Below are 13,251 nucleotides of genomic sequence, written 5' to 3' on the forward strand. Positions count from 1 at the left end.
AGAGTACATGAAAAACATTCAAAACTCAGAACCGAACAAACACCTGGGGCCGCGGAATGTATCACGATGACACAATCCGCGGCCCCACGGTCAGCGAGAAGATCAGTCAAGCGTGGCCGGCCTCGTCAATCAGTAACGGAACCAACACCCAACTGAGATTCTCAGTGGCGGAAGTGGAACAGGTTCCACGACTTCTTATCCGACGGTGCCTCTTCCGGATGATCCAACAGTCCGCGCGACAGGGAGGACGCGTAGGGCGGCCAGAGCGGAACTCGGACGGCAAGCATCGCCTGAACAGCGTGGTACACATCCCAGCGCGACGACTTCGCTGCAACAACGGACTGGTTGTGCGCGTCGAGGCGACGAACCCAGCGTCCCGGCTGAGAAATCAGATAGTCATTAGCGAAATCAAGGAAGGAACGGTAGCAGTGTTCAAAGTGCTCAACCTCGCCGGGAGTGACACCATCATCCAGGTAGGCACGACGTAGGGACGCCGCCGCGGTAATGCCTTCACAGACAACCCACTGCTGGTGTTCATCTTCTCCCGGGACGGGCTCACCCATGCCATCAACGCAGGTGGCGAAACCGGGTTCGCCGTCGCAACGTCGCCAGCCATCAACGCGGGCGCGTTCGAATAGTTCGAGGCCCATTTCCATCAGATAGTCGGGCACGGTGCGATCCATAGAGCGTAGGCCGGCACGAATCTGCAGGGCAAGACGCGACCACTGCAGAGCATGTCCGGTGACGTAGCCGTGGTAGACGCGACGCCCGTCGGTCTGCCCCTGAGGTTCTCCGGTCAGCGCCCGCCATGAGTTGTCGTAATACTCGGGCAGGCGCCAGTTGTTCGCGGACGCTGTGTGATACGTGAAGGCCGCCATTGCCTCGGCGCGTTCGAGCCAGACGGGGTCGGTGGTCGCTTCGGCGGCAGCAAGATAGGCCTCGGCAGTGTGAAGCAGAGTGCCCATAGCGCGTACCGGCAACGCTTGCGTGAATGCTTCGTCGAATTGATCAACGACCAGGCCATTTGGTTCGATCCAGTGGCGTTCTTGGTCGTGGAGCAGGGTGGTCAGCAGTTCGTGGGCAGCTGGGCGGTTGGCAACCGTGGCCGCGGCAACACCAAGGATCACGTACGCGTTGTGATACTGCGACTTGTCACGGACGGCGTCATCCCACGGAACGCCGTGTCCGTCGGCGTCGGGTTCAGGCTTGATGGAGGTCCACATGCCACCATTGACGGGGTCAACGAAGTAGCGATTCATGCACTTGATGGCGTGGTCGGCGTAGCGACGTGTGCCAGGCAGGCCCATCAGAACACCCAGCGAAAAGACGTATGCCATTCGCGCGGTGACGGCAAGGTCGATGCTTCGGGTCGGGTCAGGTTCGCCCTGATCGGTCAGGTGCGCGAAGCCCGTGGGCACAATCGCCCCTTCTGCTTCGGCGATTAACGCTTGCATTTGGGCTGATAGCCACCTGTTGTGCTCAATAGAGTCGAACCACCCCACGAGGGCCTCCTGCATCATCTTCGTTGCATGGTCGCGTACGCGCACCGGCGTGACCGGCGTTACATATACTAGCGGTATTGGTGCCTCATCTGCGAATTCGGTTCACGAATACTGTCACTTTTCGCTTTTCATTCATCGACGAGGCCGGCTCCACTTACCTATTCATCTGCTCATTTTGTTTCGCCAGTCGAAAATGACTCCCCATTTCGGCGCTCGAGTGTCAAACTGTAACCATGCATGAAAGAGCTGGCACCATCGCCCTTCCAGAAGACCTCATTAACGTCGACGAGGTCGTTTCCGCTTACTACGACATCGAGCCTGATCCGGCCACTGTCGAACAGCGCGTCTCATTCGGTACGTCCGGTCACCGCGGATCGAGCCTGAATGGCACCTTCAATGAAGCACACATCGTTGCAACCACCGCAGCGATCATTGAGTACCGTGCAGCCCAGGGTTTTGATGGCCCGCTGTTTATCGGTCGCGATACCCACGCTTTAAGCGAGCCCGCCTGGCGCACTGCTCTTGAAGTTCTGGCTGCCGCCGGTGTGCGCGTGAAGATTGATGCTCGTAATTCCTACACGCCCACCCCGGCGGTTTCTGTTGCCATCCTTGGCGCCAATGGCGCGCCCAAGGCTCTGCGCACATCCGGCCCGGGCTTGGCTGATGGCATTGTTGTTACCCCGTCGCACAATCCGCCGCGCGATGGTGGTTTCAAGTACAACCCGCCTCACGGCGGTCCGGCTGATACGGACGCCACCGGTTGGATCGCGAACCGCGCAAACCAGATTCTAGAAGATGGCTGGCGCAAGGTTCCGCGCATCATCGGCACCTCGTTGTTCAACGATGAGCACCTGGAGAAGTTCGACTACTTGACCTACTACGTCGACCAGCTGGATACCGTCATTGATATTGACGCGATTCGTCGCGCCAATGTTCGTATCGGTGCCGATCCGCTGGGTGGTGCATCGGTTGACTACTGGGCAGCGATTGCTGAGCGTTACGACCTGGATCTGACGGTTGTGAACCCGACCGTTGATCCGGCATGGCCGTTCATGACGCTGGACTGGGATGGCAAGATCCGCATGGACTGCTCGTCCGAATACGCAATGGCCTCCCTACGTCAGGTAATGACGCCGGACGCTGATGACAAGACTCCGTATGACATTGCTACCGGTAATGATGCTGACTCAGACCGTCACGGCATCGTCACCCCCGACGGTCTGATGAACCCGAACCACTACTTGGCAGTTGCGATTGAGTACCTGTTCACACACCGCCCGAATTGGCCGGCGGATGCTGCGATCGGCAAGACCCTTGTTTCGTCGTCGTTAATTGACCGCGTTGCTGAGCACATCGGCCGAAAGCTGATCGAGGTTCCGGTTGGCTTCAAGTACTTCGTCCCCGGTCTACTTGATGCGTCGGTCGCTTTTGGTGGCGAGGAATCTGCCGGAGCTTCCTTCCTGCGCAAGGATGGCACGGTCTGGTCGACGGATAAGGATGGCATCATCCTTGCTCTGCTGGCTTCCGAAATCACGGCTGTCACCGGTAAGACGCCATCGCAGTTGCACGATGATCAGGTTGCTCGCTTCGGTGCTTCGGCATACGCCCGTATTGACGCGGTTGCAAACCGTGAAGAGAAGGCAAAGCTTGCAGCCCTGTCGTCTGACGACGTGACTGCAACGGAGCTTGCTGGCGAGGCCATCACTGCGAAGCTGGTGCGCGCCCCGGGTAACGACGCTGCGATCGGTGGCCTGAAGGTGACGACCGAGTCCGCATGGTTCGCCGCTCGCCCGTCCGGCACCGAGGACGTCTACAAGATCTACGCCGAGTCCTTCAAGGGCGCTGAGCATCTTGCCCAGGTCCAGGAGGCCGCGAAGAAGGTTGTGTCTGACGCCCTTGGCTAAGTCTGAGTAGCAAGACATTCGCTTGACGAGGCCGGCGGGATTCACCAGAATCCCGCCGGCCTCCTGTGTTGCGAAACCGATCTGACCCAGCAGGGATACTCACCGCCACATGGGCTAAGAAGGCACAGCTCAGTAGCCTCGTTAAGAACGGCCTTGCCGTGACAGCTTCGTCCCTGCTATCAGCCGTGCGAATCCTTAAAACCATGCCTACCGACACCTACATAGAAAACGCCTGGAAACAAGCCAGACTGAAACACCAAACCGATGGAATTATCCCAAAATGGGCAGACGTCATCGCATGGAGCGAACTACACCACTCCACCCCCTACAACAACACCTGGGACTACCTCCCCAACACAATTTGTCCTTTAACCCTGGATTTTCCGGCACGATTATTAACCCTGTCGTGGATCGTTGCGCTGAAGAATGTTGCTGCTAGCAAGCGCTCTTGTAATAGATATAGGACTGCCCTCGTTGTTGAGAACCAACAGCGAGGGCAGTTGATTGGTCTAGGAGTGGCGTTACAGGCTCATGTCCACAATTGGGTGGCCTTGGATCTTTTGGTCGCGTAGCGCCTTGTAGCCTTCGTCAGCTTGTTCAAGTGAGAACTGCTTAGAGACGATCTCCTTGTAGTTAATGACGCCTTCAGAGGCCAGCTCAACTACCGCAGGTAGGTCTTGGCGGGTGCGTGCGCCGTATGAGCCGAGGATGGATTGGGAGCGGCGTACCGTGCGGTTAATCTCCACTCCTGCGGTCTGCACGCCAGCGCCCAAGCCGATGGGTACTATGCGGCCGCCGTCAGCAAGCGCATCCGCGTGTGAGGCCTCGAAACCGGCCACGACAACTTCGTCAACCACGCCATAAGTTACGTCGAAAGGGCCAACAGGGAACCTTCGAGGTCACCGAATAGGGGTGAGCAACCCCTCCATGAGGCCAGTTCACCACATCGCTAGAATGCAAAGGTGTTCAAGTCATACGCGGAAGTTCTACGCCTCAACAGCGCATGGAAATTCTCGATCTCCGGGCTCATCCTGCGACTGCCCATGTCGATGATCGGTATATCCATCATCCTGCTGATCAAGGCAACCTACGGCAACTACACCCTTGCCGGCCTAGTATCCGCCGTGAACATCATCGCGACAGCTCTGGTCGCACCCACGCTGTCCCGATTGGTCGATCAATACGGCCAAACAAAAATCATGGTGCCATCCCTGATCATTTCTGTCGCTAGCGTGTCCGGCATGCTTGCGGTCGCACTGCTTCATGCGTATCCCGGCCTCGTCTGCCTTTTCGCGGCACTTGCCGGAGCTACCTGGGGATCCCCTTCCGCGCTCGTCCGCTCACGCTGGGCAAAAACCGTACGACGCCCCAGCCAACTCACCACCGCATACGCCTACGAATCCGCGATGGACGAAGTCGTCTACACGCTCGGCCCCGTACTCTCGACAGTCCTGGGCACCGTTTTCCACCCAGCACTCGGCATCATCCTGATCGTCGTCTTTGTCCTCATTGGAGGCCTCGGATTCTTTAGCCAGCGCGCAACCGAACCTGAACCCTCGCCTCGACCCACCGGTCACCGCCGTTCATCCGTGATCCGTACACCTGCCGTCATTGTCCTCGCCCTTACCTACGTCGGCGCTGGCATGATGTTCGGAGCAAACGACGTTGCCGTCGTCGACTTCGCGGACGCACTCGGCCACCCGGCAATGTCGGGCGTCCTGCTCGCACTCTTCTCGCTAGGATCAATGTTCGCTGCGCTCGTCTATGGTTCGCGCACCTGGCAAGCCCCCATGTGGAAGCTCTACGCGATCGGCGTCTTCGCACTCGCCATCGGGTCAAGCACGTACCTTCTGGCACACTCACTCCCCGTCATGGCCGTCATCATGCTGATCGCAGGCGTCGCATGCGCGCCCACCATGACGAACGTCAATATGATCGTCGCGCGAGTCGTCCCCTCTGAATCCCTCACCGAAGGACTCACCTGGATGTCGACCTCCCTCAACCTCGGCTTGTCCATCGGATCAGCGCTTGCCGGCCCTGCCGTGGACGCGCGCGGATCGCACGGCGGATATCTGTTCATGGTGGTCGCAGCCTGGCTAATGGTGCTGGTTATGCTGGCTGGACTGAAGATCGTGCGTAATGCGACGAGTGGCGCAACCTCGACTGCCGAAGTGGCACCCGTGCCGGACGAAAGCAACACCCCCTCCGCGTCAGGCCATGCAACGCAGGAGCAGGGCGCAGACGGACAGTAAAGCTTCAACTGCGCATTGCTTGGACCTACACGTACTGCACCTAGGGCGACGGATCTGGGGTTTTCAGGGCAAAAATGTCGCGTCAGGTGCAGCCGGGAACAGAAAACCCGCCTCCGCGTCGCACCAACTACACCCCACGCGACGAAACCAAGCCCTCAGACACTAATCCGTCGCGTCAGGTGTAGCCCGGAGCAGACACGAACAAATTGCCCCGACAAGGTGCGCACAAGCTCCCAAACAGCCTAAAGATTGCTTGATCCGCGCAACACTCATGGTTTGACCTCACCTAAGCAGGCGCGGCCTCGTACCACGAGCGAACCCGCACGCCTGCCACCAACACACGACTCTTCCGACCCGAATACCAACCACCACGAGGGGTGCTCACACGCCCCCATCCCGAACAAGTTTCCATCAAACCACCACCTCTCCCATAGCCCACAGAGAACCCCCACTTCACAACCTAAGACCAGAGTTATCCACAAAATGCAGAAAACATCTCTTATCCACAAGTACCTACTTCGCACACAACACTATTTCAGCAACATAAGGATCATGAGTGCAGATCCGCCAACAAGAAGGGGGGGGGGAGGAGATGGCACCGCACATTAACGGAGCACTCGTTTCACACTTCCTGATTCAAACTGGGCGAGGTGTAAGAAGACCCTCGACTGGGACGATTCTCATCGCACGTAGCATCCACCTCAAAACCGAAGTCTTTGAGCTCTTCACCCTGCCTTATCAGCGCAAACAAATCATAGAAATCGCCCGAACGCTGGCGGTATTGATACGACACCCAAATCTCATGGCCATAGGCCGAAGCGCGGCACTCCTTAGAGGGCTATCCTTTCCTCAGCCACTTGACGGAAGCACACCCGCCATCGAACTAGCCGACCTCCACAAACACAAGCGCAGAGCACAGGTCCTACCCGCGGTTATCTTCGAAGGTCAGGTCATTTCTGAAAGCACACGAGCCTTGGTCCGCTCCGGTGCTTTTACCTCGACACAAGCCGAACAACGCGGATCATTTTGGGTTCAACAACCCATAGACATGATTATTTCTGCGGCATGTATCGACGGAAAAGAACAAGCATTTGTGCTGGCCTGCACGGGTTTACGACACCTACTTCGGATAGGTTGGTACGACCATGCGACAAAAGAAGCCACCGAGCAGACTCGCCGGCGTCTCCTGCAACGCCTTGAAACTGAAAGAGACTCGGGAACCAAAATCCGACGAGCACGTTGGATTCTTCAAAACGCAAACCCTGGATGTGAGTCTCCTGGTGAAGCACTCATGCTGTACCAACTGCTCAGCGCAGGAATTGGCGGCTGGGAAACCCAATATCACGTCACTATCAACGAGTTGCATTACTTCCTCGATCTCGCACTACCCGATCTCATGATTGCGTTTGAATTCGACGGACGAGCGAAATACGGCAATACATTGGAAGAAGTCCACCGCTCTGAAGAGGAAGAACGTCGACGACAGCGCGTACTCGAATCCCTCGGATGGACAATCATCCGAGTCCGATGGACTGACCTCTATCACCCCGAGCAATACATCGGAGAATTCAAGGAGCGTTGCGCAAGGCATGGATACAAACTTCCTTACTGCGCCCCGCCACGGCGATCTCACTGAGAATAATGAGAATAATGAGAGCAGTCTAAGACGAGGTGACTTCGCAACCAGTGCCGATGAGATTCGGCGGGCTTGGGAGTATGTGGTGACATCCAGGTGTTCTGTTGCACTAGTTGCTAGCATCTGACGACGTTTGCGGAGATCCGGTGGCGTCGCGTGGCACGTACTGCACCTAGGGCGACGAATCTGCGGTTTTCAGGGCAAAAGTGTCGCGTCAGGTGCAGTCGGGGCCAAGAAACCCGCCTTACCACAGCACCAACTACACCCCACGCGACGGAACCACACAATTCAGGGCAAAAATGTCGCGTCAGGTGCAGTTGGTGCCAAGAAACCCGACCGTAGCCACTGCCACAACGCAGGAGCAGGACGCGGACGGGCAGCAAATCGGGCACAATGGAAGCTAACCCTCAGGAGATACATGTTCGCCGAACCGCTTATCGATGACGAAACCCCGTCATTTCTGCTCGCACTGACCTCGTCAGTTGGCGAGGCGAGCTCCCGTATCCTCGCACGTGCATTGGAAGAGTGGGGCTTCATCCCCGGCATTGTCGGGTTCGGTGGCCACGGCTCCACGCGTAGAGCGCGCATCCTGGGGCGCGTAATCATGGAACGCACCGCCGACCAGCGTTCGTGGCTGGTCGAGCGACGCGGGTGGCGTCAGTTCTTTGATGCCCAGGTTCCTCGTCAGCCTGTTCTGGTCACGGTTGGTCGCCAACGTCGAATTACTTTCGCTGATCGCGGTGGCTACATTGACCTGACCGTCGAGGGGCATGGTCTGACGCCGGGCTGGCATGACGCGTGGATTCAGGTTCTACACGAGGGGGATCTTCATACCCTAGGCATCGGCGAGGGCGAGAGCCTGACAACGCAAGATGCCCTCCGCCTGTCGGGGCAGACGGGACACGGGTCGCAGAGGATCCGCGCGGGGAAGCCCGTTCGCGTTTCCCTACGCATCGCTGGTGATAACGAAAAGTTTGGCGTCGTGTCTGACATTGATGACACGGTGATGGTGACGATGCTCCCGCGTTTGCTCACTGCCGCGAGGCATTCCTTCGTTGACCGTGTGTCGTCGCGAGAGGCTGTTCCTGGGATGGCGGGCTTCCTGACGTGTTTAGCGGACATGGCGCACCGCCAAGCTTCGGCTGAATCGACAGTCCCCCAAGCTTCGACTCACACGCAAGCCACCCACCCCCAAACCAAAGGCAAGCAAACTCCCGTAACCTCAGCTGACCCGCAAACCCCCCAGACTTCCGCCGACTCCCAGCACGAGGCGTTGCACGCCCCTCTTATCTACCTGTCGACGGGCGCGTGGAATGTTGTGCCCGCACTTCGCGACTTCCTGGGTCGCCTGAATTACCCGCGTGGCGGGTTCTTGATGACGGATTTTGGGCCGTCGAATACGGGTTGGTTCCGCTCGGGTTTTGAGCATAAGCGTCGAGAGTTGCGAAGGCTTGCTCGGATGTTCCCGTCGATGAAGTGGTATTTGGTTGGCGATGATGGGCAGCGCGATCCGGAGATTTACGCTGAGTTCGCGCGTGAGCATCCTGAGAATGTTGCGGGGATTGCGATCCGCTCATTGTCGGAGATTGAGCAGTTCATGTCGCACGGTACTTTCGAATGTCTGTATCCGGATGCGTTGCGCACGGTGCCGAGTTCGATTCCGGTGTGGTTCGGCTCAGATGGGGACGCGTTGGGGGAGCATTTCCGTTCCGTGTTCTAGGGTGCTGGGGTACGAGGCCGCGCCTGCTGAGGTGAGGTCAACCATGAGTGTTGCGCGGGTCAAGCAATCTTTGGGCTGTGTGGGAGCTTGTTTGTACCTTGTCGGGGCGATGTGTTTGTGTCTGCTCCGGACTGCACTTGGTGCGACATTTTCGCGCCAAAGGGCTTGGATGTGTCGCGTGGGGTGTAGGTGGTGCCGTGGTAAGGCGGGTTTTCTGCTCCCGGCTGCACCTGAGGCGACACTTTGCCCTGAAAACCGCAGATCCGTCGCGCTAGGTGCAGTTCGTGTAGTTCCAGGCACCGCGCAGACGTAGCTTTACTGCCCGTCCACGTCCTGCTCCTGCGTTGCATGACCCAACGCGGATGGAGTGTTGCTTTCCTCCGGCACAGGTGCCACGTCGACGGTCGAGGAGGCACCGGACTCAGGGGTTTCGCCCGATTATCCGGACTGGCCAGACTGTGCGCCGGACTGGCCAGACTGTGCGCCGGACTGGCCAGACTGTGCGCCGGACTGCCCGCCGTTTGCGATCCGCTCAAGATCATCGTCAGACAGGGGCAGGCACTGGGCAGGAGCTGTAAGAGCATCGGTGGAGTTGAGGATTTGCTGGATTTCATCAGCATTCAATGCACCGTCATAGAACGTGCCCAGCAGAACGGTGACAGATTTGTCGGTTGCGTCGGTCAGGATGACCTTCGAGTTCGGGAAGAATCGCGCGACCGTGTATGCGTCAACAACGCCAGCGATGCCGGTATCAATTTCAACAGTTCCAGCGTATTCGGTGGAATAGTTGCCCGGTTCAGCGGGAGCGAAGCCTGCTGCGGTCAGCATTTCTGTTACCTCAGAGGCTATGCCTTGACGCGACGTGGTGTTCAGAACTTGGACTTTCACCGATGCGGGGTCAACCGGGAGTGTTTCTTCCGGTGGGCACGGCACTTTACCGCTGGTGGCGAACTTTTCTGCTTTCGAGAAGGAGTTGCCGAAGGGAACTGGAACAATTCCCGTCAGGACCAGCGCGCTGAGCAATGCAAGAACAAGCATGACGACGATCGTCACGGCGAACGTCACGTTTTGGCGACGCTGGCGTTCTTGAAGGAAGCGCTGACGAGGGCTAAGTGCGGGATGCGGTTGACTCACGTCTTTAACCTACTCGAAAAGTGCCCGATTCGGCGGGTTCGCAACACAACTATGGTCTGTCGTACGTTCGCTTTTGAAAGCCGAAGTGCAGTTTCGTCCAGAAAGAGTAGCGTGTTAGGGAAAGCTAACTGTGTGAAAGGACCACGATGGGTTTCCTCTCTGATGACCTGCTTGCTCGTATTCACGAGCGCGCTACCGTTCACGACCAAGAGAACACGTTCCCGACAGATGATCTGGCTGACCTGCGCGACGCTGGTTACCTAGCCGCTTTTGTTCCGAAGGAATACGGTGGCGCTGGCCTGAGCCTCGTCGAAATTGCAGCGGAGCAGACGCGACTTGCGAAGGCAGCTCCGGGCACGGCGCTTGGCATCAATATGCACCACATCATCGTGGGCCTCGGCCGTCACCTCGTGCGCAACGGAAACGATCGCGGCGAACTGATCCTGCGCGACGCGGCTGCCGGTGAGCTTTTCGGTTTCGGCATTTCCGAGCCGGGCAACGACTTGGTTCTTTTCGGTTCGATCACGAAGGCGACGCCGGATGGCGAGGGTGGCTACTCGTTCGAGGGTACGAAGGTCTTCACGTCTCTTGCTCCCGTGTGGACGCGCTTGCTGACCTTCGGTCGCGATGATTCGAGCGAGGACGGCCCACACTCGGTGTTCGGCATCATGCACCGCGAAGATGGCGGTTTCACGATCAAGGATGATTGGGACACGCTCGGTATGCGTGCAACCCAGTCGAATACGACGATCCTCGAGGGTGCTCACGTGCCCGCTGATCGTATTCTGACTCGTTGCGAGCCCGGCCCGTCGAAGGATCCGGTTGTTTTCGGCATCTTCTCGAACTTCGAAATTCTGCTGGGCGCCACCTACCAGGGCGTGGGTGAGCGTGCGGTTGAGGTCGCTGCCGAACACGTGAAGACTCGCACGTCGGTGAAGAACCAGACGGTCTACTCGAACGATCCGGATATTCGTTGGCGTATCGCCGAGGCCGCGTTGGCAATGAACGCGGTTGGCCCGCAGATCCGCGAGCTTGCTCGCGACATTGATGCCGGTGTTGACCGTGGTCCGATCTGGATGCCACAGTTGTCGGCGGCAAAGAATGCTTCCGCCGAGGCCACTCTTCGCGCAGTTGAGCAGGCAATTCGCGCGTGCGGTGGCTCGTCCTACTACAACCGTCACGAGCTGTCTCGCCTCTACCGTGATGCTCTCGCCGGCCTCTTCCAGCCATCGGATCAAGAATCACTGCACGGCGCGTGGGCGAACGTGGTCCTTGGCCCGATCGAAAAGTAAGGCTCACCTCGACACAAGCGGGAAGACTACGCGGATCAGCCAGTCGGTGCAGATAGTCCAGTTCGCAGTTTTCCCCAATTGACGAGGCCGGCGCCCCTCACACCACGACAGTGTGTGAGGGGCGCCGGTGCGTTTCAGGGGTGCGAGCCTATGAGGCGCTCGCGTGTTCCCTACTCGCGTGTTCCCTAGTTGTGGCACTCAGACATGGAGTTCACTGGTTCCAGATGAACTGGGACGGCAGGATTTCACCTTTGGTATCGAACATCCAGCCTTCGCGAGCAATAGCGAAGGACTTGCCGGAAATCGTGTTCCAGCAGGAGATACCGTCTTGAGTTGAGATGCAGGCGACATTTCCGTTCTTCACGTACGAACCGTACGCGAGGGAGCTGATGTATTTGCCGTTCATCGGCGGGGCAATGTTGGCGCAGGCATAATTCGTGTTCTTGGAGTCGACAGTGAAGAGTGCGCCTCGGTTGTCACCACACACCTCATACCCGGCCGCGCCAGTCCAGTGGGTTTCATTGATCTGGCAGGAAACCATGTCTCCGCCAAGAGTGCAGATGATATTACCGGACGGAGCTGAGAACGTATCAGCAACCTCGGCGCTTGACGGTGCCGGATACTTTTCTTTTACCTCTGGCTTGGCCGACTGCGGTTGCTCGGGAGTTTGCGTCTGCGAATGTGTCTGAGCCGACTGCGTCATTGAATCAGCGGACGTGTCGCTCGACGAACCTGAATTAAACCAACCGGCGAATGCTCCAGCAACTCCAATAGCAAGAACGATCGCGATCACCGCCAGGAGGGCCAGAATGATCACCAGTGATTTGTTCGTGGAGTTCTTTGCAGGCTGCATTGGCACCTCCTGAACGGGGTATTGTCCCTGATAGTTCATGGACTGTTGGTATCCCTGTTGCGGGATTGCACCTGCGGGCATGTAGCCGACGGGCATCTGCCCCTGAGTGGGCATGGTGGATTGGGGGTGCGTCGGCGCATACGCTGGCGTTTGCGCATATTGAGTTCCCTGATCCACTGCGGGGAATGAATCTGTTTCGCTTGCCTGAGGGTCATTCACCGTGGGGAGTACCGTCGTATGATCGCCATCTTCGGCATTCACGGTCGATTCTGGGAAGATGCTTTGACGGACGGGGGTTTCTTCGACTTGTTCGGGCGCGGGTTGTTCTGCGTCAATACCTTCGCTGGCAATCGCGTCAGAATCAGCATCGGGAGCAGTGTACTCAGCTATCTGCTGCGACTCGACGGCGACCTCTTCGGTTTCTCCAGTTTCGGGCTCTTCTGCATCAGCCTGTTCGGATTCGTCTTCTTCAGTTTCCGTAACCTCAGACACCGGTTCGTCAACTGCCAGTTCTTCGGACGTAGCTACGACGGTCTCGGGCTGAAGGGTGACGTGGTCAACCGTGGTTTCTGGCTCTTCTTCGACCTGAGTAGGCTCAAGAGTAACGTCCTTTGCCGGCTCGTGTACCTGAGTTTCCAGCTGTTCAATCGCATCAACAAACGTTTGGGTTGACGCATCGGTCGGCTGAGCCGTAGGTGCGCTAGCTGGCACAGCCCCCGCATCGAATGCGCGACGCTGTGCGACTGCGGCTACAACCTCTGGATTGCCAAGTGACTCCATCCAGTCAAGCAGGCCTGCGTAGGCATTCGGGTGGGCTGCGATTGCTGTATGCAAGTCTGGACGCACCGCAGCAATCAGACGAAGATCCTCTGCGCTGGTGTTGGGGTCCGCGACAGCGAGTACCGCATCGGGAGCATTTTCAGGCGTAGCCATGGCATTCCTTCATATCTTTGACAAG

General features: G+C 58.0%; 8 protein-coding genes and 1 pseudogene. 5 read left to right on the forward strand and 4 right to left on the reverse strand.

Features of this window, described 5'->3' with window-relative positions; all coding sequences use genetic code 11:
- Positions 1-161 precede the first annotated feature (161 nt).
- Complete coding sequence (locus QP109_RS02720) at positions 162-1,502, reverse strand: AGE family epimerase/isomerase (protein ID WP_285023166.1); 1,341 nt, start codon at positions 1,500-1,502, stop codon at positions 162-164.
- A gap of 233 nt (positions 1,503-1,735) precedes the next feature.
- Here QP109_RS02720 and pgm point away from each other — a divergent pair, with 233 nt between their 5' ends.
- A complete protein-coding gene (pgm, locus tag QP109_RS02725; RefSeq protein ID WP_285023167.1) occupies positions 1,736-3,406 on the forward strand; it encodes a phosphoglucomutase (alpha-D-glucose-1,6-bisphosphate-dependent) in 1,671 nt (556 codons plus the stop codon).
- Positions 3,407-3,927: 521 nt separating this feature from the next.
- Here pgm and QP109_RS02730 read toward each other — a convergent pair.
- Positions 3,928-4,218 (reverse strand): annotated as a pseudogene (locus tag QP109_RS02730) (alcohol dehydrogenase); the annotation flags it as partial.
- A gap of 150 nt (positions 4,219-4,368) precedes the next feature.
- On the opposite strand from QP109_RS02730, the gene QP109_RS02735 reads away from it, so the two are divergent.
- The 3 genes from QP109_RS02735 (at position 4,369) to QP109_RS02745 (ending at position 9,014) form a co-directional block, all read left to right on the forward strand.
- Positions 4,369-5,658: an MFS transporter gene (locus tag QP109_RS02735; protein ID WP_285023168.1), complete on the forward strand. Its 1,290-nt coding sequence runs from the start codon at positions 4,369-4,371 to the stop codon at positions 5,656-5,658.
- Positions 5,659-6,214: 556 nt separating this feature from the next.
- Entirely contained in the window at positions 6,215-7,294 is a 1,080-nt protein-coding gene (locus tag QP109_RS02740) for a putative endonuclease domain-containing protein (protein WP_285023169.1), read from the forward strand.
- Between the two features lie 418 nt (positions 7,295-7,712).
- Positions 7,713-9,014 carry an App1 family protein phosphatidate phosphatase gene (locus tag QP109_RS02745; protein ID WP_285023170.1) on the forward strand — a complete coding sequence of 434 codons (1,302 nt, stop codon included), beginning with the start codon at positions 7,713-7,715 and terminating at the stop codon, positions 9,012-9,014.
- A gap of 438 nt (positions 9,015-9,452) precedes the next feature.
- Here the strand turns inward: QP109_RS02745 and QP109_RS02750 are convergent, their stop codons facing one another.
- Positions 9,453-10,148: a LytR C-terminal domain-containing protein gene (locus QP109_RS02750; protein WP_285023172.1), complete on the reverse strand. Its 696-nt coding sequence runs from the start codon at positions 10,146-10,148 to the stop codon at positions 9,453-9,455.
- Positions 10,149-10,294: 146 nt separating this feature from the next.
- Here QP109_RS02750 and QP109_RS02755 point away from each other — a divergent pair, with 146 nt between their 5' ends.
- The gene (locus QP109_RS02755; RefSeq protein ID WP_101628722.1) at positions 10,295-11,440 is read left to right on the forward strand and encodes an acyl-CoA dehydrogenase family protein; all 1,146 of its coding nucleotides are present in this window, start codon (positions 10,295-10,297) and stop codon (positions 11,438-11,440) included.
- 211 nt (positions 11,441-11,651) lie between these two features.
- On the opposite strand, the gene QP109_RS02760 is transcribed toward QP109_RS02755, so the two are convergent.
- Positions 11,652-13,226: a variant leucine-rich repeat-containing protein gene (locus QP109_RS02760; protein WP_285023173.1), complete on the reverse strand. Its 1,575-nt coding sequence runs from the start codon at positions 13,224-13,226 to the stop codon at positions 11,652-11,654.
- Between the last annotated feature and the right edge of the window lie 25 nt (positions 13,227-13,251).

Origin of the sequence: Pauljensenia sp. UMB9872 (genome assembly GCF_030212665.1) — a bacterium.
Lineage (GTDB): Bacteria > Actinomycetota > Actinomycetes > Actinomycetales > Actinomycetaceae > Pauljensenia > Pauljensenia turicensis_B.

Excerpts from the sequence above, each read along its gene's own strand:
- pgm (WP_285023167.1), top strand. The coding sequence starts at position 1,736 with ATGCATGAAAGAGCTGGCACCATCGCCCTTCCAGAAGACCTCATTAAC.
- QP109_RS02745 (WP_285023170.1), top strand. The coding sequence starts at position 7,713 with ATGTTCGCCGAACCGCTTATCGATGACGAAACCCCGTCATTTCTGCTC.
- QP109_RS02755 (WP_101628722.1), top strand. The coding sequence starts at position 10,295 with ATGGGTTTCCTCTCTGATGACCTGCTTGCTCGTATTCACGAGCGCGCT.
- QP109_RS02760 (WP_285023173.1), bottom strand. The coding sequence starts at position 13,226 with ATGGCTACGCCTGAAAATGCTCCCGATGCGGTACTCGCTGTCGCGGAC.